At 42.0% G+C, this 25,210-nt stretch carries 27 protein-coding genes; 17 read left to right on the top strand and 10 right to left on the bottom strand.

All coding sequences use genetic code 11. The features are described 5' to 3' along the window. Positions 1-154 precede the first annotated feature (154 nt). The 5 genes from CTN01_RS11085 to rraA all read left to right on the top strand — a co-directional run bounded on the left by CTN01_RS11085 (position 155) and on the right by rraA (position 4,592). Positions 155-889, top strand: a complete 735-nt coding sequence (locus tag CTN01_RS11085; RefSeq protein WP_045149893.1) for an SPOR domain-containing protein — start codon at positions 155-157, stop codon at positions 887-889. Positions 890-1,071: 182 nt separating this feature from the next. Beyond that, positions 1,072-1,599, top strand: a complete 528-nt coding sequence (gene hslV / locus CTN01_RS11080) for an ATP-dependent protease subunit HslV (protein WP_005371875.1) — start codon at positions 1,072-1,074, stop codon at positions 1,597-1,599. Between the two features lie 10 nt (positions 1,600-1,609). Next, positions 1,610-2,941 (top strand): ATP-dependent protease ATPase subunit HslU, encoded by a 1,332-nt coding sequence (gene hslU, locus CTN01_RS11075; protein ID WP_005371876.1) that lies wholly within the window; start codon positions 1,610-1,612, stop codon positions 2,939-2,941. A gap of 134 nt (positions 2,942-3,075) precedes the next feature. Beyond that, positions 3,076-3,984, top strand: coding sequence for a 1,4-dihydroxy-2-naphthoate polyprenyltransferase (locus CTN01_RS11070; RefSeq protein ID WP_045083855.1), 909 nt, complete (start codon positions 3,076-3,078; stop codon positions 3,982-3,984). A 122-nt stretch (positions 3,985-4,106) separates the two neighbouring features. Continuing rightward, a complete protein-coding gene (gene rraA / locus CTN01_RS11065; RefSeq protein ID WP_045083854.1) occupies positions 4,107-4,592 on the top strand; it encodes a ribonuclease E activity regulator RraA in 486 nt (161 codons plus the stop codon). 100 nt (positions 4,593-4,692) lie between these two features. Here rraA and zapB read toward each other — a convergent pair whose 3' ends face one another. Next, positions 4,693-4,935, bottom strand: a complete 243-nt coding sequence (gene zapB, locus CTN01_RS11060; protein WP_005371883.1) for a cell division protein ZapB — start codon at positions 4,933-4,935, stop codon at positions 4,693-4,695. A gap of 608 nt (positions 4,936-5,543) precedes the next feature. Between zapB and glpX the strand changes: the two genes are divergently transcribed. The 5 genes from glpX (at position 5,544) to tpiA (ending at position 9,520) form a co-directional block, all read left to right on the top strand. Then, positions 5,544-6,551 carry a class II fructose-bisphosphatase gene (gene glpX, locus CTN01_RS11055; protein WP_005371885.1) on the top strand — a complete coding sequence of 336 codons (1,008 nt, stop codon included), beginning with the start codon at positions 5,544-5,546 and terminating at the stop codon, positions 6,549-6,551. 162 nt (positions 6,552-6,713) lie between these two features. Further along, positions 6,714-7,328 carry a helix-turn-helix transcriptional regulator gene (locus CTN01_RS11050; RefSeq protein ID WP_045149892.1) on the top strand — a complete coding sequence of 205 codons (615 nt, stop codon included), beginning with the start codon at positions 6,714-6,716 and terminating at the stop codon, positions 7,326-7,328. A 15-nt stretch (positions 7,329-7,343) separates the two neighbouring features. Next, positions 7,344-8,087 (top strand): ferredoxin--NADP reductase, encoded by a 744-nt coding sequence (locus CTN01_RS11045; protein WP_045149891.1) that lies wholly within the window; start codon positions 7,344-7,346, stop codon positions 8,085-8,087. A 139-nt stretch (positions 8,088-8,226) separates the two neighbouring features. Continuing rightward, a complete protein-coding gene (locus CTN01_RS11040; protein WP_045149890.1) occupies positions 8,227-8,565 on the top strand; it encodes a DUF3135 domain-containing protein in 339 nt (112 codons plus the stop codon). A 184-nt stretch (positions 8,566-8,749) separates the two neighbouring features. Further along, a complete protein-coding gene (tpiA, locus tag CTN01_RS11035) occupies positions 8,750-9,520 on the top strand; it encodes a triose-phosphate isomerase (protein WP_005371890.1) in 771 nt (256 codons plus the stop codon). 144 nt (positions 9,521-9,664) lie between these two features. On the opposite strand, the gene pfkA is transcribed toward tpiA, so the two are convergent. Both pfkA and CTN01_RS11020 read right to left on the bottom strand, forming a co-directional pair. Beyond that, positions 9,665-10,627, bottom strand: a complete 963-nt coding sequence (gene pfkA, locus CTN01_RS11030) for a 6-phosphofructokinase (RefSeq protein WP_008988155.1) — start codon at positions 10,625-10,627, stop codon at positions 9,665-9,667. Positions 10,628-11,098: 471 nt separating this feature from the next. Continuing rightward, positions 11,099-11,566, bottom strand: a complete 468-nt coding sequence (locus CTN01_RS11020) for a DUF4890 domain-containing protein (protein WP_045149888.1) — start codon at positions 11,564-11,566, stop codon at positions 11,099-11,101. 197 nt (positions 11,567-11,763) lie between these two features. Between CTN01_RS11020 and CTN01_RS11015 the strand changes: the two genes are divergently transcribed. Further along, the gene (locus tag CTN01_RS11015; RefSeq protein ID WP_045149887.1) at positions 11,764-12,456 is read left to right on the top strand and encodes a response regulator; all 693 of its coding nucleotides are present in this window, start codon (positions 11,764-11,766) and stop codon (positions 12,454-12,456) included. Further along, positions 12,456-13,835 carry an envelope stress sensor histidine kinase CpxA gene (cpxA, locus tag CTN01_RS11010; RefSeq protein WP_045149886.1) on the top strand — a complete coding sequence of 460 codons (1,380 nt, stop codon included), beginning with the start codon at positions 12,456-12,458 and terminating at the stop codon, positions 13,833-13,835. Before CTN01_RS11015 ends, cpxA begins: the two co-directional genes overlap by 1 nt. Here the strand turns inward: cpxA and CTN01_RS23180 are convergent. Next, a complete protein-coding gene (locus CTN01_RS23180) occupies positions 13,813-14,214 on the bottom strand; it encodes a GGDEF domain-containing protein (protein ID WP_308810988.1) in 402 nt (133 codons plus the stop codon). The genes cpxA and CTN01_RS23180 overlap by 23 nt on opposite strands. Beyond that, entirely contained in the window at positions 14,193-15,281 is a 1,089-nt protein-coding gene (locus CTN01_RS11005) for a hypothetical protein (RefSeq protein ID WP_308810986.1), read from the bottom strand. Before CTN01_RS11005 ends, CTN01_RS23180 begins: the two co-directional genes overlap by 22 nt. A gap of 340 nt (positions 15,282-15,621) precedes the next feature. Here CTN01_RS11005 and CTN01_RS11000 point away from each other — a divergent pair, with 340 nt between their 5' ends. Continuing rightward, positions 15,622-16,086, top strand: a complete 465-nt coding sequence (locus CTN01_RS11000) for a tRNA (cytidine(34)-2'-O)-methyltransferase (protein ID WP_045149885.1) — start codon at positions 15,622-15,624, stop codon at positions 16,084-16,086. A gap of 72 nt (positions 16,087-16,158) precedes the next feature. Here the strand turns inward: CTN01_RS11000 and cysE are convergent, their stop codons facing one another. The 4 genes from cysE to CTN01_RS10980 form a co-directional block, all read right to left on the bottom strand. Further along, positions 16,159-16,980, bottom strand: coding sequence for a serine O-acetyltransferase (gene cysE, locus CTN01_RS10995; protein ID WP_045149884.1), 822 nt, complete (start codon positions 16,978-16,980; stop codon positions 16,159-16,161). 150 nt (positions 16,981-17,130) lie between these two features. After that, complete coding sequence (gene gpsA / locus CTN01_RS10990) at positions 17,131-18,147, bottom strand: NAD(P)H-dependent glycerol-3-phosphate dehydrogenase (protein ID WP_045128528.1); 1,017 nt, start codon at positions 18,145-18,147, stop codon at positions 17,131-17,133. Between the two features lie 17 nt (positions 18,148-18,164). Next, a complete protein-coding gene (gene secB / locus CTN01_RS10985) occupies positions 18,165-18,626 on the bottom strand; it encodes a protein-export chaperone SecB (RefSeq protein ID WP_045083845.1) in 462 nt (153 codons plus the stop codon). Between the two features lie 123 nt (positions 18,627-18,749). Continuing rightward, complete coding sequence (locus CTN01_RS10980; protein WP_045149883.1) at positions 18,750-19,190, bottom strand: rhodanese-like domain-containing protein; 441 nt, start codon at positions 19,188-19,190, stop codon at positions 18,750-18,752. Positions 19,191-19,609: 419 nt separating this feature from the next. Here CTN01_RS10980 and gpmM point away from each other — a divergent pair, with 419 nt between their 5' ends. Together gpmM and envC are read left to right on the top strand one after the other, a co-directional pair. Then, positions 19,610-21,151: a 2,3-bisphosphoglycerate-independent phosphoglycerate mutase gene (gpmM, locus tag CTN01_RS10975; RefSeq protein WP_045149882.1), complete on the top strand. Its 1,542-nt coding sequence runs from the start codon at positions 19,610-19,612 to the stop codon at positions 21,149-21,151. Between the two features lie 8 nt (positions 21,152-21,159). Further along, positions 21,160-22,455 carry a murein hydrolase activator EnvC gene (envC, locus tag CTN01_RS10970; protein ID WP_045149881.1) on the top strand — a complete coding sequence of 432 codons (1,296 nt, stop codon included), beginning with the start codon at positions 21,160-21,162 and terminating at the stop codon, positions 22,453-22,455. A gap of 85 nt (positions 22,456-22,540) precedes the next feature. On the opposite strand, the gene CTN01_RS10965 is transcribed toward envC, so the two are convergent. Next, complete coding sequence (locus CTN01_RS10965) at positions 22,541-23,185, bottom strand: TetR/AcrR family transcriptional regulator (protein ID WP_045149880.1); 645 nt, start codon at positions 23,183-23,185, stop codon at positions 22,541-22,543. A gap of 115 nt (positions 23,186-23,300) precedes the next feature. On the opposite strand from CTN01_RS10965, the gene rfaD reads away from it, so the two are divergent. Together rfaD and lpxM are read left to right on the top strand one after the other, a co-directional pair. Next, positions 23,301-24,245, top strand: coding sequence for an ADP-glyceromanno-heptose 6-epimerase (gene rfaD / locus CTN01_RS10960; RefSeq protein ID WP_045149879.1), 945 nt, complete (start codon positions 23,301-23,303; stop codon positions 24,243-24,245). A gap of 7 nt (positions 24,246-24,252) precedes the next feature. Continuing rightward, positions 24,253-25,209 (top strand): lauroyl-Kdo(2)-lipid IV(A) myristoyltransferase, encoded by a 957-nt coding sequence (gene lpxM, locus CTN01_RS10955; RefSeq protein ID WP_045149878.1) that lies wholly within the window; start codon positions 24,253-24,255, stop codon positions 25,207-25,209. The last annotated feature ends 1 nt before the right edge of the window (position 25,210 follow it).

Genomic DNA, 25,210 nt, shown 5'->3' with positions numbered 1-25,210 from the left:
AAAAGACCGTGAGCTTATGAAATAATCATAAGTTCACAGTTTTTGCAAACTATTGACCATAACCTACACATTATTAGTGATAAAAACTAGTCAGTATCATTCCAACTTTGTAACATAGAACTCTTTCCTTCTCTCAACGTATTTGTCTATCATCGTGGCTACTAAAGATTATGTAAAACGCGGACGCTCGCCGAAACCGGCAAATAAAAAAAGCAGTCCGAGTCGAAAAAAAGCCCCCGCCCCTAGTGGATTTCCAATCAAGTGGGCGGTCACCGCTATTGTTTTAGTATTTGGACTGATTACTGGTTTATTCTTCTTGTCTGGTACTGATGTTCCTGAACAACCAGCACCTAAAGATGAACTGCCAATTAGTGCAAAACCTCAACCTACTACTGAGGTTAAAAAAACCACTAATAAAGAAGTCCTACCGCCAAAACCTGAAGAAAAATGGCGTTACATTCAGGAATTAGAAAATAAAAAAGTCATCGTGCCAGACGACTTAAAAAACCAACGTGTGCAGCCAGTGGAAAAAGAAACTGCAGCTAAAAAAACAGACACGCCTAAACCGAAAGAGAGCGCTCAAACTGATAAGCCTGTGGTTGCTGAGGACACAAAACCAAGTCCGGCAAAAAATAAGCCCGAGGCAACTTCAAATGTGCGCTTTGTATTGCAGTGTGGTGCTTACCGTAAAAAATCACAAGCCGATGAACGTAAAGCAAAAATTGCATTCCAAGGTATGAATAGCCAACTTAAAGTTAGTAGTGATGCAAAAGGAACGTGGTACCGTGTCGTATTAGGCCCTTACTCACAAAAAAGCAGTGCTGAAAAAGATAAAGCTAAACTCCAAAGTGCTGGTGTTTCACCGTGTGGTATTTGGCATTGGCAATAACTCACCAAAGTTAACCAAGCAATCAGAAGGACGTACCAATGTACGTCCTTTTTTTATATTAGATAAACGTAATAATAACGACCAATTGACAGTTCATACTTGAAAAGCCTTTCTTTCATCCCCAGATCTTTTCACATTAACGATACCGGCTATGCCGGAGCAGAACCAGAGAGGTTAACCCCGTGACAACTATTGTATCTGTACGTCGAAACGGTAAAGTCGTCATTGCTGGTGACGGCCAAGTATCACTTGGTAACACAGTAATGAAAGGCAACGCACGTAAAGTTCGCCGTCTATATAACAATAAAGTACTGGCAGGTTTTGCTGGCGGTACCGCTGATGCATTCACTCTATTTGAACGTTTTGAGCGTAAGCTTGAGATGCACCAAGGCCACCTTCTAAAATCGGCCGTTGAACTTGCCAAAGATTGGCGTACTGATCGCGCTCTACGTAAGCTTGAAGCCTTGTTGGCCGTTGCCGATGAAACAGGCTCACTCATCATCACCGGTAATGGTGACGTTGTACAACCAGAGCACGACTTAATTGCGATTGGCTCTGGCGGTAATTTCGCCCAAGCCGCAGCAACAGCATTGCTAGAAAATACCGATTTAGGTGCGCGAGAAATTGCAGAGAAAGCCCTGAATATTGCTGGTGATATTTGTGTGTTCACTAACCACAATCACACCATTGAAGAATTAGAAACTAAGTAAGGAAGTTGTAATGTCTGAAATGACTCCTCGCGAAATCGTTCATGAACTTAATCGCCATATTATCGGTCAAGACAAAGCGAAACGAGCAGTTGCGATTGCACTACGTAACCGCTGGCGTCGCATGCAACTTCCTGAAGAGTTGCGTGTTGAAGTAACGCCAAAAAACATTTTAATGATCGGCCCTACCGGTGTGGGTAAAACCGAGATTGCACGCCGCTTAGCAAAACTTGCGAATGCACCTTTCATTAAAGTAGAAGCAACAAAATTCACCGAAGTGGGTTATGTTGGTAAAGAAGTTGAAACGATCATTCGCGATCTGACTGATGTAGCTGTAAAAATGACGCATCAACAAGCGACTGAGAAAGTCCGTTTCCGTGCTGAAGAATTAGCAGAAGAGCGCATTTTAGATGCTCTTCTACCACCAGCGCGTGATGCTTGGGGTCAAAATGAAGAAGCACCTGCAGAATCTTCGACTCGTCAATCTTTCCGTAAGAAATTACGTGAAGGTAAGCTAGACGATAAAGAAATTGAAATGGACATTGCTGCACCTCAAATGGGTGTAGAGATCATGGCGCCTCCTGGTATGGAAGAAATGACCAACCAGCTTCAGGGCATGTTCCAAAACCTTGCTGGCAATACCACTAAAAAGCGTAAGATGAAAATCAAAGACGCGCTAAAAGCAGCAACCGAAGAAGAAGCGGCGAAGTTAGTAAACCAAGAAGAGCTTAAAGAACAAGCGATTCATTCGGTTGAAAACAATGGTATCGTGTTCATCGATGAAATCGATAAAATTTGTAAGCGTGGCGAGTCTTCCGGTCCTGATGTTTCTCGTGAAGGTGTACAGCGCGACTTGCTACCATTAGTCGAAGGCAGCACAGTATCAACCAAACACGGTATGGTTAAAACAGACCACATCCTATTTGTTGCATCAGGTGCGTTCCAAGTGGCTAAGCCATCAGATTTGATCCCTGAATTGCAAGGTCGTTTACCTATTCGCGTTGAACTTGAAGCGCTAACAAGTCACGACTTTAAACGTATTCTGACTGAGCCAAATGCATCGCTAACAGAGCAATATAAAGCATTAATGGCAACAGAATCAGTTGAAATCGAATTCACGGCTGACGGTATCGATAGCCTAGCGGATGCGGCATGGCAAGTGAATGAGCGTACTGAGAATATCGGTGCTCGTCGTCTTCACACCGTTATGGAGCGTTTAATGGAAGAGATTTCCTATGACGCCAGTGAAAAATCCGGTGAAAAATTCATGATTGATGCTGCATATGTTAGCGAGCGTCTTGGTGAGTTTGTACAAGATGAAGATTTAAGCCGTTTTATCTTGTAATAACATTGCCTTTCAGAAAAACGGTGCCCTTGCGCACCGTTTTTTTTATTTTTACAACTATTAATGGGATAAATTTGCGCCAATCCAAATTTTCGCCATAATACTGATCCCCTCATTATTTAAGTATCTAGATTATGAAATCATCTTCATCACTTGCTATTTGGTTAGATGCAGCAAGACCGAAAACCTTGCCACTAGCCATCGCATCAATTGTATGCGGTAGTGCGGTGGCAGGATGGCATGGAAGTTTTTCTGCTTTAATTGCAGCGCTCGCTTTATTAACCGCCCTTTTGCTGCAAATTCTTTCTAACCTTGCTAATGATTACGGTGACGCTGTTAAAGGCACCGATAATGATGATCGTTTAGGACCTCAACGTGCGATTCAATCAGGATTAGTAACCCCGAAAGCCATGCGTACCGCCATGTTCCTCAACATTATTCTGACAGCAATCAGTGGCTTATCATTGATATTTATTGCCTGTCATAACCCCCATGACATCATTGGTTTTATACTGCTCGGCGCGCTAGCTATTGTTGCATCTATTGCCTATACCGTGGGTAATAAGCCCTACGGTTACCGTGGCTTAGGTGATTTATCAGTATTAATCTTTTTTGGCTGGCTAGGTGTTGCAGGCACTTACTACCTTCAAGCTGGCAGCATTGATTCAGTGATAATGTTACCGGCAACGGCCTGTGGTTTGCTCGCTGTGGGTGTTCTTAATATTAATAACCTGCGTGATATTGATAACGACCGAGCTTGCGGTAAGCAAACTTTGGTCGTGCGCATGGGGCCTGAATGGGGCCGTAAATACCACCTATTCTTATTAACAGCCAGTATTGTATGTTTAGCTCTTTTTTCTCTATTTGAAACAAAATCGCTATTTGGTTGGTTATTTTTATTGAGTGTCCCACTACTCTTTAAACATGGTCGTGCTGTTTATCATTCTAAAAATGGTAAAGAGCTCCGCCCTATGATGGCAACCATGGTCAAATGCGCTTTACTCACTAATTTATTGTTTGCTCTCGGGATCATCTTGTCATAATTGATGATTGCGAATTGCAATGACAGATCAACTGGTTATAATTTCAACAAGGCTTAAAATGAGTCTCTCCTCGTTATAAGCCTTATTGATTTCCTTTCTTTCGCTAAATAAGAAGTCCACTTATGGAATACAATACCTCTGAACTGTGTGATATCTATCTCGAACACGTTGATGTTGTTGAGCCTATGTTCAGCTCTTACGGTGGACGCAGCTCTTTTGGCGGCCAAATAACTACCATAAAATGTTTTGAAGATAACGGTGTTATTCGCCAAGTCTTAGAGCAATCAGGTGTAGGAAGGGTGTTATTAATTGATGGTGGTGGTTCACTACGACGGGCATTAATTGATATCGATTTAGCTCACTTAGCGCAAGAAAATGAATGGGAAGGGCTGATTATTTATGGCTGTGTTCGCCATGTCGATGAGCTAGATGAATTAGATCTTGGTATTCAGGCACTCGCCTCAATCCCAGTGGGCGCTGATCAACGTGATATTGGTGAGATTGACGTCGCTGTCAATTTTGGCGGGGTAACCTTCTTACCAGAAGATCATATCTATGCTGATAATACAGGGGTTATTTTATCGCCTGAACCTCTTGATATCGATTAGACATACAGCTAGCAATAAATAAAATTACGGCCCGGTATGCTGTCGTTCCTGAAAACAACATACCAAGCCGAAAACCGAAACAGATAAACTGAAATCAGTATTATTCTACGTGTTCCATTTTGCCTAGTAGGTTGCGTACGCGCTCCTGCCATGCATTGTGATCTTGACGTAGTTTTTCATTTTCTTCATTTAGATTTTCACGACCAGAGCGTAGTTCTTGTGCTTCCATCGAAAGTTGAGAGTTTTGCTCTTTTAATTCATCAATTTCCATTTGTAGAATAGAAATTGTATCAATTGCCATCTGAACTTTGGCTTCTAGTTGTTCTAACATTTCTAGAGACATATTGTTTACCTGATCTTAGCCCGTATGCTGGCTTAATCATTAAGCCAATCACCTACGCGCGAGTTAAATTCATATTCGCCTCTATTCTAACGAGGCAGCGACTATCTGGCATCCACAATTCTAATGCTTTTGGGCAAACGGATGAAAATCACACAAGTCTGATATGATTTTTGCAAAGTGGATCAAATATTCGACCACTGAGACAACCAAATACAGCGCGAAGTTCATTTTTAATCGGATCTCAGCTTTATTTGCTCTCTTCCCTGTCAAAAAAACACCAACGAATGAGCTTAACTGTCACCTAACTATGCGCTTTCTTATTTATATCCTAATTTGTACACAGTGTTTAGCTCCAATACCACCAATACCGTTTTTTTGTCACGATTAATTCATTGATATTCTGTCACCAAAAATAACGCCAATCGTTAGCATGACCAAATGCCGAATATGATAGTGCTTGTCATCATTTCAATTATTTATACATGGCGATTAAAACTGGTTATGATCATTGCAATACAGCTCTCTTTATTTTGCGTAATCGTTTCACCACCCCTTATGTTAAAATCGACTCAGTTTTTTATCTAATCGATTTTATATCTGGAGTTATCATGAAGCGCGATTTAGCAATGGCATTCTCACGGGTTACTGAAGGGGCAGCATTGGCAGGTCATAAATGGCTTGGTCGTGGCGATAAAAATGCTGCTGATAACGCTGCGGTAGAAGTGATGCGTATTCTACTTAATCAAACTGAAATCAATGGCGAGATCGTAATTGGTGAAGGCGAAATTGATGAAGCGCCAATGCTCTACATCGGTGAAAAAGTGGGTTGCGGTGGCGATGCTGTTGATATAGCAGTCGATCCCATTGAAGGAACACGCATGACAGCGATGGGACAAAATAATGCCCTTGCTGTATTAGCTGCTGGTGAAAAAGGAAGCTTTCTAAAAGCGCCTGATATGTACATGGAAAAACTCGTGGTTGGCCCTGCAGCAAAAGGCGTGATTGATCTTGAGAAGCCACTTGTTGATAACTTGACGGCTATTGCTAATGCTCTAGGTAAATCATTGCAAGATTTAGTCGTGATCACCCTTGCCAAGCCTCGCCACGATGAAACGATTAAGCAAATGCAAGCAATCGGTATTCGTGTCTTTGCCGTGCCTGATGGCGATGTGGCGGCGTCTATTCTAACTTGCATGCCAGATAGTGAAGTCGACGTGATGTACTGTATTGGTGGTGCGCCAGAAGGTGTTGTTTCCGCCGCCGCGATCCGTGCATTAGGCGGTGACATGCAGGCGCGTTTACTTCCTCGTCATGAGGTCAAAGGTGATACTACAGAAAACCGCGAACTCGGTGAGATTGAAATTCGTCGTTGTTGCGAAATGGGTATTAAAACCAACACATTATTGCGTATTGAAGATATGGCAAAAAGCGATAACGTGATTTTTGCAGGAACAGGGATTACCAAAGGTGACTTACTAGAAGGCATTCACCGTCAAGGAAATATCGCGACCACTGAAACCTTATTGATCCGCGGTCAGTGCCGTACTATTCGTCGTATTAAATCAACCCATTACCTTGATCGCAAAGATGACATTGTAAAATCGCACATCATCTAATTGCGATTTTTACATGCAAGAAAGCGTACTTCTGTACGCTTTTTTTTCCCACCTCTCACTCCTAAGAAGCAAAATCAACGCAACCCGTTAGAATGGTAAAGAGATTGCTTTATTTAATAAGCTGATCCCATAATACCTAGAGAAATGAATATATAGGTAGCTATGAAAACCATCGAGAAAATCCTCTATCACTTAAAAAGTGAAGGTCCTGTCACAGCAAAAGTATTGGCTGAGAAGTTCTCCCTTACCACTATGGGAATTCGTCAGCACTTACAAAGCTTAGAAGATGATGGGCTGGTTGATTTTAACGATGTCAAAGTCAAAGTCGGACGTCCTACCCGTCATTGGCAGTTAACAGAGCAAGGACATCGTCGTTTCACTGATCGTCATCATGATTTAGCCGTACATATGTTAGAGTCCGTTGAAGATTTGTTCGGAATATCAGGGCTTGAGCAAGTTATAGCAAAACGCGAACAGCATACTTACGAACAGTATCAACAAACCTTACAAACGTGCGAAACACTTAAAGAAAAGCTCGAACAGCTAGCTCAATTACGTACACAAGATGGATATATGGCAGAGCTTATAACAACGCACGATGGTTACACTTTGGTTGAAAACCACTGCCCTATTTGTCGAGCAGCACAACATTGTCCTGCACTATGTCTCTCGGAACTTACGGTATTTAAACGCCTTCTTGGAGAAAACATCCGTATTGAACGTGAAGAACATATCATTTCAGGTCAAAGGCGCTGTACTTATCGAATAACATCATAGAATTAGGAGGCCATAATGGCTGATTGGATTCCTGCTCAAGTTATTGCAAATCGCCACTGGAATAATAATTTATTCAGTTTGTCATTAGCGGCAAACATCGAGCCTTTTAAAGCTGGGCAATTTACTAAACTCGGCTTAGAGATTGATGGCCAAATGGTTCAACGAGCCTATTCTTTCGTTAATCCTCCCCAGCAGCCAACCATCGATATTTACGCCACAAGGGTTCAAGACGGGTTATTGTCTCCTCGACTCCACCAACTAGCAGAAGGCGATACAGTCCTGATCTCTGCGCGTGCCAATGGCTTTTTTACCCTCGATGAAGTCCCACAAGGCGATCACCTCTGGCTACTCGCAACAGGCACTGCTATTGGTCCTTATCTATCTATTTTGCAACAAGGTGATGTCTGGCACCGATTTAGAAAAGTCGTATTAGTTCATGCCGTTCGTTTTGCCGCAGATTTAAGTTATCAAGCAGAAATTACACAATTAAAGCAGCAATATGGCGATCAACTTATCGTCCAGCCCTTTGTCAGCCGAGAACCGTCTACTCTTTGCCTTACAGGAAGGATCCCTCAAGCCCTTGAGGATGGACAACTAGAGCGCCATGTCGGATTAACATTAGATCCAGTTCAAAGCCAAATTATGTTATGCGGCAATCCTGAAATGGTAAAAGAGACTAAAAGTGTGCTAGAAGATCGAGGGTTTGCTAAAAATTTACGCCGAAAACCGGGACAAATTACTATGGAGCATTACTGGTAATGATTAACACCCGATGAGTTGTATCAAATAGGAGGTATATGCATAAAGTTGCTTTTTATCTCCTATTTATCTCACCTCTAAGACGCCATATCCGTCATTTTTTCTTATACTTTAGTTAGTTGTGCGGATGGAGTTGACGATGGATACGCTACCCAATTTTGATGATATGGCAAAAATGGCGAAAGAAGATCCAGAACAATTCGAACAACTACGCCAGCAATTAATAGAAAACGCAATAAACCAAGCACATGACAGCATGAAGCCACGCCTAAAGGCACAGCAAAGTCATATCGATCTGGTTATTAGTCGTGGAAAAAACCCACTTCACACCACCATGTTGTTACGCAATGAATTACAGCGCCAATTAGTTCGCTTTGCCGAAACTCTCCAACACCCTTATAGTCAAGAAAATGCTGAGATCACGCCGATTTCATCTCATCCCAAACAATCCGAAAACACAGATAAAAACTCTCTCTAACGCAGCTTCCTGCAAGAAATTAACTATATTTTGAAATATTTTGAAATTATGAGTTCACTTTTTACCTTGAAAAAGGTACAACCGAGCTCATTAATGATTTTGGACAGTAAAAATGAGCCAGTCTTGGTATATTTTTACTACATCAAGTTAAGTTAATTACATCATTTAAATTTGGAGAAAAGCTATGCGCCATCCTGTGGTTATGGGTAACTGGAAGCTAAACGGTAGCAAGGAAATGGTCTCTGGCCTTATCAAAGGTCTTGATGCAGCACTTAACGGTGTTGAAGGTGTTGATGTAGCCATCGCTCCACCAGTAATGTACTTGGATCTAGCTGAGCAGCTACTAAGCAAAGCAAACAGCAAAATCATCCTTGGTTCTCAAAACGTTGATCTACACAACAACGGCGCATTCACAGGTGATATTTCTCCTGCAATGCTTAAAGAATTCGGAGCTAGCCACATCATCATCGGTCACTCTGAGCGTCGTGAATACCACAACGAATCAGATGAATTTGTTGCTCAAAAATTCGCATTCCTAAAAGAAAATGGTCTAACACCAGTTCTTTGTATTGGTGAGTCAGAAGCACAAAACGAAGCTGGCGAAACTGTTGCAGTATGTGCACGTCAACTTGACGCAGTTATCAACACTCAAGGTGTTGAAGCACTAAACGGCGCAATCATCGCTTACGAACCAATCTGGGCTATTGGTACGGGTAAAGCAGCAACTGCTGACGATGCACAACGCATCCACGCTGCAATCCGTGCTCACATTGCTGAGAAGAGTGAAGAAGTAGCTAAGAATGTTGTGATTCAATACGGCGGTTCTGTTAAGCCAGAAAACGCAGCAGCATACTTCGCACAACCAGACATCGACGGTGCTCTAGTTGGTGGCGCAGCACTTGTTGCTGAAAGCTTTGCAGCTATCGCTAAAGCAGCTGCTGAAGCGAAAAACTAATCATTCTTTTTGATTAGCCTAAGAGGTCACCTACGGGTGGCCTTTTTGTTTTACCGCAAAAAAAAACTGCCCTTTACCGATTTCAAGGTAATAAAAAAGGCCGATAATAATCGACCTTCTTTCTCTTACCGCTCGATAAATCTCTTAGAATAACTTCTCAGCTAACTCATAAAGATCGTTACGAACAGGGCGACGCATATTTTCAATTGCATCGATGATATCGTGGTGAACAAGTTGCTCACACTGAATACCCACACAGCGACCACCTTCACCTTGCTGAAGAAGATCGACAGCGTATGCCCCCATACGAGATGCTAGTACGCGGTCAAATGCAGTTGGTTGGCCGCCACGTTGAATATGGCCAAGTACTGTTGCACGAGTCTCACGACCTGTTTCTTTTTCGATGTACTTAGCGAGTTCATTCACGTCAGTCATCAGCTCTGTAATCGCGATAATTGCGTGCTTTTTGCCTTTAGCAATACCTTCGTGGATATGCTTAAGTAACTTTTCTTTATCTAGCCCAGTTTCTGGCGTGATGATGTACTCACAACCACCAGCAATCGCAGACATTAGGGTTAAGTCACCACAGTGGCGCCCCATCACTTCTACGATAGAGATACGTTGGTGTGAAGATGATGTATCACGTAAACGGTCAATTGCATCGATAACCGTGTTCATTGCTGTCATGTAACCGATAGTGTAGTCAGTACCGGCAACGTCATTATCGATAGTGCCAGGAAGACCAATACATGGGTAACCCATCTCAGTTAACTTCTTCGCTCCCATGTAAGAGCCGTCACCACCAATTACTACTAATGCATCAATACCGTGCAGTTTTAGGTTCTCAATAGCTTTTTCACGAACTTCCACTTCACGGAATTCAGGAAAACGCGCAGAGCCTAGGAATGTACCGCCTTTGTTGATCACATCAGATACACTTTTACGATCTAGCTTTTCGATACAGTTGTTATAAAGACCTTGGTAGCCATCATAAATACCGTACACTTCTAGACCTTCAGTTAACGCTGCTCGAACTACGCCGCGAACGGCTGCATTCATACCAGGTGCGTCACCACCACTGGTCAAAACACCAATCTTCTTAATCATGGTTACCCTCTGACTTTGGGAATTGAAAATCAAATCCGACACGATTATACCGAGGTTCCCCTGCTCGATATCACAGCAACACCCGTGCTGTGCGTGTAAAAACTGAAACTTTTCTACTTATGTAGGAGTATTACAAGTTTGCAAAAATATTTAGTTGATTCATATCACGCAAGGTCGGGATTCAAACAAGCTTCTTTTTACACAAAAATTAACCTTATCTCTTTCGTTTTCAGCTGACATTTCTACATTATCAGCCCGTTTTTTTCGTGTACTTGATGATCCATATGCCTATGGTGTGTTCAATATCACGCAGTATAGCCGTTTTATGATGACAATTAATAACAAAACCTACGAGAAAATACGATCATCGATGTGATTTTTTTATGAGGGCTCTAACTCCTGAGTAGAAAATCAAAAAAAAGCCACAACAGAAGTTATGGCTTTCTTTTTTTGTCTTTATTACTCAAACACTCAGTGTGTTTTTTTCTCAAGTTTCATAAATCGCTTTTCGGCATGCTGTTGCTTTAATTCCACATATTTTTCTTTTTGCTCTGGGGTCAAAATATTCAACATTTGATGGCGCTGTTTTAATCGCTCAACACGGTGCTCGGCTTGTTTCTCTGACATACGATCGACCAATTGACGCACCGCTTGCTCATCAAAATTATCTGCCAATACTAACTTATCGAGTGCTTTGTGATCTGTTTGCATTTCAGTTCGATTAGCTTGTCGCTCCGCTTTCATCGCTTCACGATCCTTCTCTCGTAAGGTTTTCATTTCCGCTTTTTGCGTATCAGTCAGTTCAAGCTGTTTAAACAGGCCACGCTCACCATGATGGCCTTTCATACCGAGTGAGTCTGGGGCTGCCATTACTGACATCGAACCTAATACCATTGGTACTGCAATCGCCATCATCATTGTTTTTTTGAACATCTTCATGCTTATCTCTCCAGCTATTAGGGTGCGGCAAGCTATGCCGTTTGCTTGGTATTAATCATAACGGCTGGCAAGTAAAGCGCTGTCGAGTAAACGTAAAGCTACGTAAAGCAATGATAACGAAACTTGGCGTTGAAGCTTACATTAGCGATACTAGGCTCATACTTCATCACTCTCTTTATCTTTGAATAGGTTTGACCATGGCGAAAATTTTACTTGTCGATGACGACATTGAGCTCACAGCATTATTAAAAGATATTTTAGAGCTAGAAGGCTTTAATGTAATTGAAGCCAATAATGGTCAGCAAGGGTTAGAAAAGGTAGATAGCAGCATCGATCTGATTTTACTTGATGTCATGATGCCAGTAATGAACGGAACTGAAATGCTGCGTCGATTGCGAGAGGCACATTCGACACCTGTGATGATGTTAACCGCTAAAGGTGATGAAATTGATCGTGTACTTGGTCTTGAACTCGGTGCTGATGATTACCTACCTAAACCCTTTAGCGACCGTGAGTTATTAGCGCGTATACGCGCAGTATTACGCCGAACCCAAGCCACTAACGAAAAAACCACTGAAAAATCAGACCTGCTCACCTATCAGGACATTACGATTTATCCCGGACGGCAAGAGGTGGTTTGTCAGGAAATTCCAATTGAAATGACGGGCACAGAACTCGCTTTATTAAGCTATTTTATTCAGCGTCCAGGTCAAATCATTTCCAAGGAATCTTTGAGTTTAGATGTACTTGGTAAGCGTTTAGCTCGTTTTGATCGCGCCATTGATATGCATGTATCCAATATTAGAAAAAAGTTGCCAGAGCGCTTAGATGGTAAGCCTAGGATTAAAACCTTACGCGGTAAAGGTTATTTATTAGTTGAGGAAGCATAATGAAATTTCCAGGGCTCACTAGCCTTTATGGCCGTATTTTTGCCATTTTCTGGTTTACCCTTTTTGTTGTCGTCGTGACAATTGTTTTGTTATTTCAACTCGACCCTAGAACAGGACAAGCGATCCCCGAACCTCACCTTAAACGCTTAGAGTATACTGCGGAAAGTATTAACCAAAAACTCAACACTCCACGAAACGAAACAGTTAAAAAACTGCAGCTAGAACAAAAAATCAAACGCTTAACAAAACGTAAAAATAATCATGATATCCAGATTTATTTTACGACCCTTGATGGCGACATTATCTCACCACAAAAACACACTAAAGCACTGCGTAACTTTATTACTATTGCTGATGACCCAAGCGCCCCTAAGCAACGTTTATATGGTCGCTGGATGATGGCAGGCCCTTTTCTGATTAATACACCGAAGGGTGGTATTTATATGTATAGCGGCCAAGTATGGCGAGGCCCTTCCCCTTTTATCATCCAAATTTTGGATAAACCGTTTAAGCTCCTACTTGTAACAATGCTAGTCAGCACCCCCTTTTTACTCTGGCTCGCTTGGGCGGTCACGCGCCCGGCAAGACGTTTACAACAAGCCGCAGAGCGTGTCGCACAAGGTGAGTTTACCGCCGATCCAAATTTAGAAACTGGACCTCGAGAATTTAAAAAAGCTGGCGCAAGTTTTAATCAAATGGTGGGAGCATTAAATACCATGATCAGTGGACAGCAACGTTTACTGTCAGATATTTCACACGAATTGCGCTCACCACTCACTCGTTTACGGATGGCTACCGCATTAGCTCAACGCAAACAAGGGGAAAGCCGTGAACTAACTCGAGTTGATACAGAGGCAGAACGATTAGAAACCATGATTAGCGAATTACTTGAATTATCTAGAATGCAAGTCAATAGCCATCAACAAAATGAAAGGCTTGATAGCCAAACATTATGGTATGAGATGCTTGAAGATGCTCGCTTTGAAGCTGAACAATGCCATAAAACTTTACGTTATAACACGTTGCAAGATTGGCCGATTAATGGCAACCCAAACCTGTTGATCAGCGCACTAGAAAACGTAATACGTAACGCGATTAAATACGGTAATGACATCATTGAAATACAGTTTACGGCTCAGCAGCACCTGCTCACCATCACTATTGATGACAATGGTGACGGTGTGCCTGAGGCGGAATTAGATGATATCTTCCGGCCCTTTTACCGCGTCTCCACCGCACGAGATCGTGACAGCGGAGGCACTGGGCTTGGTTTAGCCATTACAGAAAGTGCGATTAGGCAGCATAGAGGAACAATTCAAGCGAATAATAGCTCCCTTGGCGGATTGAATATTACCATTACTCTGCCTCTGGCCCGTTAACGTCATTAAAGAAATACACTTGATTTTTACCCTGCCGCTTAGCTTGATACATCGCTATATCAGCTTTGTGCATCAAATCATCAAGTGAAATTTCTTTGGCTGCTGAATAGCAACCACCAATGCTTGAATGAATAGGAATAAATACCTTGTTTGCAACTTCAAACGGACAAGCTAGCATTTGCTGTAAGGCGGCTGCATAAAATTCAGGACTCGCTAAATGCTGAGCGGAATTCAGCAAAACAGCAAATTCATCTCCGCCTAAACGTACCAGCAACGCTTTTGAGCCGAAGACTTTACGCATCATTAAAGCGAGATGCTTTAATACTTTATCTCCAGCGCCATGACCATATTGATCATTTATCGGCTTAAAGTCGTCCAAATCAATATACAAAAGGCAGATGACTTTACGCTAGTACTCAGAATTTTATTGGCTTGTGTTAGAAAAGAAGCACGATTCAAGAGTCCCGTTAAATTATCGTAGTGCGCTAACGTATAAATACGCTGTTTATTAATATGTTCTTTTAATTGATAGCGTGCAATCCAATAAGATAAAACGAAACTCAATATAATTGCGACATAAACTAAGGTTTGATGATGTTCGATCGCTTTAATGAAATCGCCACGCTTATCAAAAGCAACAAAGGAAATCAGTTTCCAAGCAGTCGAATTATTTTCAGTAACATGGTATTCCTGAAAGCAGTAAGGGTTAATTCGTCCAATGGCACCAACCGACTCAATGGTTAATACACCTTTAGATGTAACGATTTGCCCCGACTGCATAGCTTGAATTTGTGCTTCTAATTCAGGGAACTGCTGATAAATAGTTTGCTCCTTTTTATTATCAAACATAAAGGCAAACTCTTTTTCTGGATACAAATTATTATATAGATAATAGCCATCACTATTTACCAACATATAGTTTGTCCCCCCATTTAGGTTGAACAACCCTAGCCCTTCCATCAAATACTTCGCTAAATAGTTAATAATAACAATACCCTGCTTATTTCCCTCTTTATCAAATACAGGTGCAGATAAACGGATCATCAGCTTATAAGGCACTTCAATCTCACCATGATCGATATTTAAATCAAGGGGAGATATATAGATCCCTTTGCGTTGTAATTTTGCCGCCTCTAGGAAATAGTATCGATGTTTTTTCTTCTGTAACTCATTAGAAGGCACTATCAATGAACGCCCGTCGTTAAAGTTAACCCGAGTAACTTCATTACCTTCTAAATCGAGATAGCGCATTTGATCATAGATTTCTTTACGTTGACTCACCGATTTCAGCGCTTGTGAAAAACGTGCCATTCGCTGCTGTTTTTCAATGCCATCTTTCAATCCGGTAATACGGTGGATCTCATGGTTATTGGCGATATCAGCCAATAATGCCGTTTCTCGTACTACTGAGCCTATTACCACTTGGATATAATTTTTTTTTACCAACCAGCAGTGCTTTTTGCTGTACTTGAATATTACTTTTTCGTCGTTCAAGTTCAGATTGTGAGTTATAGTAAAAAATCGATAGAAAAACCGTTAACAACAATAAAAATATCAGCGTAAAACGGACAAAGAAAAACTTATACTCAGGTATTGCGAGATTTTTCATAAGCAGTATGAAATAACGGCAGGCATAAAAAGCCGAGAAGTATGCCTTAAAAATATACAAAAAGCACAAAGATTAAATTTATCGTTATTAGAAATAACCTTTATTATTCTGTATTTGATTGTTAAAGCAGTGCTTGTCACAATGCACTATCTTTAGCTGTTAATGAAACGATGAATTATGTTTGATATTGCGTTGTATGAACCCGAAATTGCCCCCAATACGGGTAACATTATTCGCCTAAGTGCGAACTGTGGCGCGAACTTGCACCTAATTGAGCCTTTAGGGTTTGATCTTGATGAAAAGAAAGTCCGTCGTGCTGGGTTGGATTATCATGATTTAGCGCATGTCCATCGCTATAAAGACTTTGCAGCCTTCATGCAAGCAATGGAAGGTCGTCGTATTTTTGCCTGCACCACCAAAACCACTAATTTCCACACTAATGCGAAATTTGAACAAGGCGATGTGTTACTTTTCGGCCCAGAAACTCGCGGCCTACCGGCTGAATTTATTGCCAGCCTCCCCCTTGAACAACGCTTACGTATTCCAATGCAACCCGATAGTCGCAGCTTAAACCTTTCCAATGCGGTTGCGATTATCTCGTTTGAAGCATGGCGACAAATGGATTTTAACGGCGCAGTATAAAACAGAAAAAGGCGATCAATGATCGCCTTTTCTTTCACATTCAATATGTCCTTTATTGAACATAAACGATGACTAAATACCATCACCTTCAATAAACGTTTGCGAGTTACCATTAAATTGCTGATCCATATCCATCGATGGTTTATCAGAATTTGGTCGCCCAACGACTTTAGCTGGAATACCAGCCACAGTTGTATGGGGAGGAACAGGGGTTAACACCACCGAACAAGAGCCAATTTTCGCTCCTTCACCGACTTCGATATTGCCTAATACTTTAGCGCCAGCACCTATCATTACCCCTTCACGGATCTTCGGATGACGATCACCACTCTCTTTACCCGTACCACCTAATGTGACGTCCTGAAGGATTGAGACATCATTTTCAATGACTGCGGTTTCACCAATCACAATACCGGTCGCGTGATCAAACATGATCCCTTGACCGATTTTTGCCGCAGGATGCACATCGACTTGGCAAGCTACCGAGATTTGGTTTTGTAGATAAACCGCTAAGGCTTTTCGATCTTGTTTCCACAACCAGTTAGCCACGCGATATCCTTGAAGAGCATGACAACCTTTAAGATAAAGTAATGGAATAGAATACATATCAATAGCAGGATCACGTTCAACAACAGCACAAATATCACGTGCTGCCGATTCAACTATCGAACAATCGCTAGCATACGCTTCTTCGATGACCTCACGAACAGCCATCGCTGGCATCGATGGTGTCGCCAATTTATTTGCAAGTATATAACTCAATGCAGCAGCAAGATCATCATGCTTAATAATCGTGGCATGATAAAAACTCGCAAGCATTGGTTCATGCTCTGACTGCTCTCGTGCTTCCTGCTTGATCGCTGGCCAAAGTTGGTGTTGTTGACATTGCTTCACGTCATCCTCTGCTTACTTATCTATTCTTCTTATAACTATACTTAATTAGTCAGGTATTACTTTAACCTGATTGCAAAAAAAAACAACGCGAGCCAAGGCTCGCGTTGTTGAAACAGAAGATAATAAGGTTGTTACCTTTATATCTTACTGTTATTCATATTTTTTCTCGCGTGCAAGTAATTCTTTAGCAGCCTCACGAGCATCTTTACCTTGATAAAGTACTTGATAAATTTGCTCAGAGATCGGCATCTCAACACCATAACGTTTCGCTAGTTGCCAAACCTCTTTGGTATTACGATAACCTTCAACAACTTGACCAATTTCCTGCTGTGCTTGCTCTACACTTTTACCGGCACCTAGCGCTAAACCAAAACGACGGTTACGGGATTGGTTATCGGTACATGTAAGTACTAAATCACCCAATCCAGCCATGCCCATAAAGGTTTCAGGCTGTGCACCTAATGCCGCGCCAAGACGACACATTTCCGCAAGACCACGGGTGATCAAAGCTGTACGTGCATTGGCACCAAAGCCAATACCGTCAGACATACCAGCACCAATCGCAATCACATTTTTTACAGCGCCGCCTAGTTGCATCCCCGTAAAATCATTATTGCTATAAACTCTAAAGGTTTTATCACAATGAATCTTTTCTTGAAGATCAGCAACAAACTCCGCATCTGGTGATGCAACAGAAATAGCCGTCGGTAAACCCGCAGCCAATTCTTGGGCAAAGGTAGGGCCTGATAACACGGCAAGTGGAATATCACTACCTAAAGCATCTACTGCGACATCTTTTAACAGACGTCCAGTTTCTGGTTCTAACCCTTTGGTCGCCCAACAGACACGTGAATCTGAGCGTAAGAAAGGTTTTACTTGTGATAATACTTGACCAAATACATGACTTGGTACAACAACAAGTAAATCGCGGCTACCTTCAACAGCATCTTGTAAGTTTGACGTTACAATTAACGATTCTGGAAAGTGCACACCAGGAAGAAACGCTTCATTGGCACGATCAATTTCCAATTGTGCAATATGTTCTGGGTCATGGCCCCATAAAATAACATTGGCACCATTTCTGGATAACGCAATAGCAAGTGCTGTGCCGTAAGAGCCAGCACCTAATACTGCCATTGAAATCGTATTATTTGCGTTCTTAGTCATAATTGTTACTTTGCTTATTAAGCTTCAGCGTTTGCTTCTGCTTGGTTTTGTAAGTAGTTCATGAACAATGCATCAAAGTTTACTGGTGCTAGGTTCAATTGTGGGAATGTACCCTTAACTACTAAGCTTGAAATTGTTTCACGCGCGTACGGGAATAGGATGTTCGGGCAGAATGCACCTAGGCAATGTGCTAGTTGTGGTGCTTCCATACCTGCAACAGAGAAGATACCGCCCTGCTGAACTTCACAAAGGAATGCATTCTCTTCTTCATTCTTAACTGTAACAGTCAGACGAAGTACAACTTCATACACACCTTCAGCTAGTTCACGGCTTTGAGTATCAAGATCCAATTTCACATCTGGGTTCCATTCTTTTTGGAACATATCAGGTGAATTAGGCGCTTCAAAAGAAACGTCTTTTAGGAAGATACGTTGAATTTGAAAGTTTTGTTGTGCTTCTGTGTTTGCTGCTTCAGCCATTTCCTGAGTCCTTTTTGATGCTCGCTATTACGAGACTTAATACGCCAGCACAGTGCTAACCACAGGCTGTATTGAATAAATAGACAGCGGTATGACTACGCGTACCGCACATCAAACAATGCGTTATTTTTTACCTTTGCTTTTTACTAGCGGCAGGTTTGCTTCGTTCCAAGCAATCAGACCATCTTTAAGTACGTTAACATTGGTAAAACCCGCTTTACTCAAATCATTTGCGGTTGTTTGAGCGGTTTGACCTGTCTTACATACCACAATGATTGGGGCTGTTTTATGTTTTTCAAGCTCTGTGGTGTTTTGTTCTTTAATTTGGCTTGGTAAAGCGTGAAGTGAGCCCGCAATATGACCTTTACGGTATTCGTCACGAGAACGAATATCAACAAACACTCCCTCTTCACGGTTGACTAATGCTGTCGCGTCGTTAATACCAATTGTTTTATACGTTGCAGTTTTCTCTTTGACCATAGAACCGATGATAGCGACAACTAAACCGATCCAAACTAGAGATAAAATAGGGTTACTGGTTAAAAATTCAATATATTGTTGCATTTGCTTCGCTCTGTTTCATGGCTAAATGACAGCCAAGATTAACGGGATTTTTAAAGGTTTTGAGTATACCGTTGTTACCTATCATGTACAGCAACAGGTATTCATTCCGCGCTTTAACTCACTTGTTGGTATTAATAAGTTATGCGCACCACCCAGTATAAAAGCGAATCTCGCACTTACCTATTAATGAAATAGAGAAAAACTGTGATCTAGGGCTTACACTCAAGACAATAAATGCATATATTTTGTCGAATAGGTCACAATACGCTCGACAGTAAGTTTGAACTTCTCCTACTGCTTTCAATACTTTCTGTAGTAAAATTACATTAATGGATATTACAATTACCTTAAAAGTGCTTTCACATTAAGCAGTTAAGGCAATTGATATAGATTTTCATTTATTCGAAGAGGGACAGAACATGTCTGCGAAGAAACCACTTGCACTTGTTATTTTAGATGGTTGGGGCTACCGCGAAGACAATGCGGATAACGCAATTGCTAACGCTCAAACGCCAGTAATGGATGGGCTGCTTGCTCAAAATCCTAACACACTAATTTCAGCTTCTGGTATTGATGTTGGTCTACCTGACGGTCAAATGGGTAACTCTGAAGTAGGTCATACTAATATCGGTGCAGGCCGTGTGGTATACCAAGATCTTACTCGTATTACTAAAGCGATCAGCGATGGTGAGTTTTTCGAAAATGAAGCACTTGTAACGGCTATCGACAAAGCAGTAAACGCAGGTAAAGCGGTTCATATTTTAGGTCTTCTATCTCCAGGTGGCGTACACAGCCACGAAGATCACATTGCTGCAGCAATTGAGATGGCAGCAAAACGTGGCGCAGAGAAGATCTACCTGCACGCATTCCTAGATGGTCGTGATACACCACCTCGTAGCGCTAAGAATTCACTGGTTCATTTTAATGAACTATTTGCCAAGCTAGGTAAAGGACGTACCGCATCACTGATTGGTCGTTACTACGCAATGGATCGCGATAATAACTGGGATCGCGTTGAAAAAGCTTACGATCTTATCACTGCCGCTAAAGCTGAGTTCACCGTCGCTAATGCTGTTGACGGTCTAGCTGCGGCTTACGAGCGTGATGAAAATGACGAATTTGTACAAGCGACTGAAGTACGTGCAGAAGGTCAAGAAGCAGCAATCGTGGCAGATGGCGATAGCGTTATTTTCATGAACTACCGTGCTGACCGTGCGCGTGAAATCACACGTGCATTTGAGCCAGGTTTCACCGATTTTGCGCGTGCACAATTCCCACAATTATCTGACTTTGTAATGCTAACACAATATGCAGCAGATATTGAGCTAACAACAGCATTCAAACCAGCAAGCCTAGACAATACATTAGGCGAATGGCTATCGAAGAAAGGCAAAAAACAGCTACGTATTTCTGAAACAGAAAAATACGCGCACGTAACCTTCTTCTTCAATGGCGGTAAAGAAGATGAGTTTGATGGTGAATCACGTCAACTTGTTGCTTCACCAAAAGTAGCCACTTACGATCTTCAACCTGAAATGAGTGCACCAGAGCTAACTGATAAGCTTGTTGCTGCAATCAAAGGTGGTGAGTTCGATATGATCATCTGTAACTACCCTAACGGTGATATGGTTGGCCATACTGGAGTTTACGACGCAGCAGTGAAAGCGTGTGAAGCACTAGATACTTGTCTAGGTAAAGTCGTTGCAGCGATTAAAGAAATGGACGGTCAGTTGCTGATCACTGCCGACCACGGTAATGCTGAAATGATGGTTGACCCATCAACAGGTGGTATCCACACAGCACACACGAATCTACCAGTGCCACTTATCTACGTAGGTAGCAAAGACTTAGAACTTAAGTCAGGTGGTAAGCTGTCAGATCTTGCGCCAACGATGCTTTCACTAACAGATATGGAAATCCCTTCAGAGATGTCTGGTCAGGTGCTATACAATCTGAAATAATTATCTCCATGCGAGATATGATTAGAAAACATCTAAACAAAAAAATCCGCGCCAGTGCATTATGCACTGGCGTTCTTTTATGCATGACATTTGCCGTTCCATGTGCAGCGTCCAGTCAAAACCAGCTCGATGGCGTAAAACAGGAAATCTCACGTCAAAAAAATCAACTGGCAAGCAAGCAAAAGAAATACAACAGCTTGCAACAAGATCTAAAACAACACGAACTGAACATTGCCAAAGCTGCGAATGATATTCATGCGACAAACAATCAACTAGCAACCATTAAACGCGCTATTGATAAGTTAAATGCGGAACAAACAGAACTAGAACAAAAACAGAAACAACAGACAGCCGTTGTTGCATCCCTATTAAATGCCCAATTTCGCCAAGGCCAAGATAGCGATATCGCCAGTTTATTAAGTGGTGAGGATTCAACACGCCTTGATCGAATGACAACCTATGCTGAGTACATCAGTAAAGCTCGTGTTAATGCCATCGATGCCCTTGATGCCACACAAACTGAAATTCAAATGAAAGTGCACCAGCTCAACGAGCAAAAAACGGAGCAACAACAAGCACTCAATACTCTTAAACAGCAAAAGCAAACACTCGATCAACAGCAGCAATCACGTCAAAAAACGCTATCTAGCATAAAAAGCCAAATCGATAGCAGCAGTGAAGATTTAGCTGAACTACAAGCCAACGAAAGGCAAATGCTCGCTGCCATTGCCAAAGCGAAAGCAGAAGCGGAAAGAAGAGCCCGTGAAGAAGCAGCAAGAATTGCCCGTGAAAAAGCGGCTGCTCAAGCACGCATCAAAGCGGCAAAAGAAGCCAAAGCGCGCGCTGCAGCTGAAGCCGAAGCGCGTGAAATTGACAGGCAATATGCAAACCAGAACGCTCGCGTGCCGATGGACGGCCTTGCTCGCCACAAAGGTAAATTATACTGGCCAGTGAAAGGGACTATTTTGCATAACTATGGCTCACACCAGCAAGGGCAATTACGCTGGAAAGGCATGGTATTTAGCAAGCCAATGGGGAGCCAAGTAAAAGCGATTTATTCCGGTCGTATTATTTTTGCAGACTGGCTGCGAGGCTACGGTTTGATGATTGGTATTGATCACGGTAAAGGTGACATGAGTTTCTATGGCTATAACCAAACACTGTTGAAAAAAGTCGGTGATAAGGTACAAGCTGGAGAGCCAATTGCCTTAGTAGGTGACAGTGGTGGCCAAACTCAACCTGGGCTCTATTTTGAGATCCGCCGTAAAGGTCAGCCAATAAACCCTAAACCTTGGCTTGATTAAGCTCCACTCTAATACGCAAAATAAAAAAGGTTGGTGATAGTTATTATCCCAACCTTTTTTAATGCCACTTTGTCGCAACGGATTCTTAACGCTTCGCTTGTTGTTCTTGTTGCTCGTAATACAGTTTCAATGCTTCTACACGTTCGCAGCCTAACGGTGTTGCTAACGGTCTCACAATATTAAGTATCTGAATAACACCTTTATAAATAACCGTAGGGGTTATTTTAGCACCTGCTACTTGTGTCGTTTGGTAACTAATCCAGCTTGATGCCACCATCAACAAAGTCTCTGCCAAAGTTTTCAAATCTTCATCATCGATATCAACCAATCCACCTTCTTTCAAGCTTTGCATCAAGATCGCAATATTACTGCGAAGTTGCGCCTGTGCTTCAAGATATTTAAGCTGTAATTCAGGGTCACGACGTAAGATATCAGGCAAATTTGCGTAGAAAAAACGATAGCGCCACATCAGCAAAAATACGGCATCGAGATAACTCAACAGACTTTCCGTCGTTTCAGCTCCACTGCGCGGTTGAAAGCTCACTTGTAAGTCAGTGGCATATAAATCAAAAATACTGTGGATGATCTGTTCTTTATTTCTAAAATGATAATAAAGATTACCCGGACTGATCGCGAGATCGGCGGCGATATGGTTCGTCGTTACGTTGGGCTCTCCGCGATCATTAAATAACGCTAAAGCAGCATGAATAATTCTGTCTCGGGTTTTCATTTGATTGACTTCCTTCGCCCTTCTTCTACATATAATGTATCATAAGTTAACGTTTTTTTTGCTCTGTAGCGCCATAGCTACAAGTTGTTATTTCATCAATGAAGGATTTTCTCCCATGATAATTGTTACTGGCGGCGCCGGCATGATCGGCAGCAACATCGTAAAAGCCCTTAACGAGCAAGGTTGTAACGATATTTTAGTGGTGGATAACCTCAAAGACGGGACTAAATTCGCCAACCTTGTCGATTTAGACATTGCCGATTACATGGACAAAGAAGACTTCATCACCCAAATTATGGCGGGAGATGAGTTCGGAAATATTGAAGCTATTTTCCATGAAGGTGCTTGCTCAGCAACCACTGAGTGGGACGGTAAATACATGATGCTCAATAACTATGAGTACTCAAAAGAGCTATTACATTACTGTTTAGAGCGCCAAATTCCCTTCCTTTATGCTTCATCTGCTGCAACCTATGGTGGTCGCGATCATGATTTCATCGAAGAAAAACCATACGAAGGTGCACTGAACGTTTATGGTTATTCGAAACAACAATTTGATAACTATGTTCGCCGTATTTGGCAAGATGCTGAAGCACATGGCGAGAAACTATCGCAAATTACTGGTTTCCGTTATTTCAATGTTTATGGTCCACGTGAGCAACATAAAGGGAGTATGGCTTCTGTCGCCTTTCACCTAAACACTCAAATTAATGCAGGTGGCAACCCAAAACTATTTGAAGGTTCAGAGAACTTCAAACGTGATTTCGTCTACGTCGGCGATGTATGCAAAATGAACCTATGGTTCCTAGCAAATGGTGTATCCGGTATTTTTAACTGTGGTACGGGTAACGCAGAATCGTTCCAAGCTGTTGCTGATGCGGTCGTTAAATTTCACGGTAAAGGTGACGTTGAATCTGTTCCATTCCCTGAACACTTAAAAGGTCGCTACCAAGCATATACTCAAGCAGATTTAACAAAAGTACGTGCAGCAGGTTACCCAGAACCGTTTAAATCAGTTGCTGAAGGTGTTGCTGAATACATGGCTATTTTAAATAAATAATAACGATATGATTGATAACCATTACGACAAACAAGCTTATAACCCACAGTTTGAGTGGTCATTTTTACATCCTAAATACTGGGGAACTTGGCTTGCAGTATTACTGGCATCTTTGTTTTGCTTACTGCCACACAAGGTACGTCGCGCCATTGCAAGTACCTTTGCTAAAAAAGCCATCAAGCTAAATAGCAAATCAAATCGTCGTGCGCGTGTAAACTTACAGATGTGCTTTCCAGACAAAACCGATGCTGAACGTGAAGATATTCTACTGCAAAGTATCACCACCGCAGGCACATTCTTACTGGGCTTTGCATCGTTAAGTGTACGAAGCAAATTTTGGTTAGAAGATAATACCGTGATCCGCGGGATGGAGAACCTCACCACACTCACCGAACAACAGCAAAGCGTGATTTTATTGGTTCCTCACACTTGGGCGATTGATATTCCAGCGGTACTGCTCGCATCACGTGGTTTACCTGTTTCAGCAATGGCGAAAAAGCAGAAAAACCCAGTATCAGACTGGTTAATGCACCGTCAACGAGTACAATACGGGGGCCGTGTTTATGAACGCAGTGGTGGCATTAAACCGTTTATTAAATCGATTCGCGAAGGGTACTTAGGTTACTACTTACCTGATGAGGATCTTGGTCCTGAGCACAGTGTTTTTGTTGATTTCTTTGGTACCACCAAAGCAACGATGTCAGGTCTTGGTCGCCTGTCTAAATTAAGCCGCGCAAAAATCGTACCGCTTTTTGCGATGTATAACAGTGAATCAGGTAAATATGAATTAGATTTTTACCCTGCTCTGCCTTTCCCAAGTGAAACAGAAGAGCAAGATGCTCGTATGATGAACGAATGTATTGAGCAATACGTCGGTGAACGTCCAGAACAATATATGTGGATTCTGCGTTTATTAAAGACACGTCCGAATAGTGATGAAAATCCGTATCAGGTAAAGAAATAAA

It is taken from the genome of Photobacterium angustum (genome assembly GCF_003026365.1).
In the GTDB taxonomy this organism is placed as follows: Bacteria; Pseudomonadota; Gammaproteobacteria; order Enterobacterales; family Vibrionaceae; genus Photobacterium; species Photobacterium angustum.
The sequence above is the reverse complement of the archived record's forward strand: the minus strand, read 5'-3'. Positions and strand labels throughout refer to the sequence as shown.

Coding starts and splice junctions, on each gene's coding strand:
- pfkA (WP_008988155.1), bottom strand. CDS start 10,627: ATGATTAAGAAGATTGGTGTTTTGACCAGTGGTGGTGACGCACCTGGT.
- hslU (WP_005371876.1), top strand. CDS start 1,610: ATGTCTGAAATGACTCCTCGCGAAATCGTTCATGAACTTAATCGCCAT.
- gpmM (WP_045149882.1), top strand. CDS start 19,610: ATGTCTGCGAAGAAACCACTTGCACTTGTTATTTTAGATGGTTGGGGC.
- CTN01_RS10980 (WP_045149883.1), bottom strand. CDS start 19,190: ATGCAACAATATATTGAATTTTTAACCAGTAACCCTATTTTATCTCTA.
- CTN01_RS11045 (WP_045149891.1), top strand. CDS start 7,344: ATGGCTGATTGGATTCCTGCTCAAGTTATTGCAAATCGCCACTGGAAT.
- secB (WP_045083845.1), bottom strand. CDS start 18,626: ATGGCTGAAGCAGCAAACACAGAAGCACAACAAAACTTTCAAATTCAA.
- gpsA (WP_045128528.1), bottom strand. CDS start 18,147: ATGACTAAGAACGCAAATAATACGATTTCAATGGCAGTATTAGGTGCT.
- rfaD (WP_045149879.1), top strand. CDS start 23,301: ATGATAATTGTTACTGGCGGCGCCGGCATGATCGGCAGCAACATCGTA.
- CTN01_RS11050 (WP_045149892.1), top strand. CDS start 6,714: ATGAAAACCATCGAGAAAATCCTCTATCACTTAAAAAGTGAAGGTCCT.
- lpxM (WP_045149878.1), top strand. CDS start 24,253: ATGATTGATAACCATTACGACAAACAAGCTTATAACCCACAGTTTGAG.
- rraA (WP_045083854.1), top strand. CDS start 4,107: ATGGAATACAATACCTCTGAACTGTGTGATATCTATCTCGAACACGTT.
- CTN01_RS11000 (WP_045149885.1), top strand. CDS start 15,622: ATGTTTGATATTGCGTTGTATGAACCCGAAATTGCCCCCAATACGGGT.
- CTN01_RS11020 (WP_045149888.1), bottom strand. CDS start 11,566: ATGAAGATGTTCAAAAAAACAATGATGATGGCGATTGCAGTACCAATG.
- cpxA (WP_045149886.1), top strand. CDS start 12,456: ATGAAATTTCCAGGGCTCACTAGCCTTTATGGCCGTATTTTTGCCATT.
- CTN01_RS10965 (WP_045149880.1), bottom strand. CDS start 23,185: ATGAAAACCCGAGACAGAATTATTCATGCTGCTTTAGCGTTATTTAAT.
- CTN01_RS11070 (WP_045083855.1), top strand. CDS start 3,076: ATGAAATCATCTTCATCACTTGCTATTTGGTTAGATGCAGCAAGACCG.
- glpX (WP_005371885.1), top strand. CDS start 5,544: ATGAAGCGCGATTTAGCAATGGCATTCTCACGGGTTACTGAAGGGGCA.
- CTN01_RS11015 (WP_045149887.1), top strand. CDS start 11,764: ATGGCGAAAATTTTACTTGTCGATGACGACATTGAGCTCACAGCATTA.
- zapB (WP_005371883.1), bottom strand. CDS start 4,935: ATGTCTCTAGAAATGTTAGAACAACTAGAAGCCAAAGTTCAGATGGCA.
- tpiA (WP_005371890.1), top strand. CDS start 8,750: ATGCGCCATCCTGTGGTTATGGGTAACTGGAAGCTAAACGGTAGCAAG.
- envC (WP_045149881.1), top strand. CDS start 21,160: ATGCGAGATATGATTAGAAAACATCTAAACAAAAAAATCCGCGCCAGT.
- CTN01_RS11040 (WP_045149890.1), top strand. CDS start 8,227: ATGGATACGCTACCCAATTTTGATGATATGGCAAAAATGGCGAAAGAA.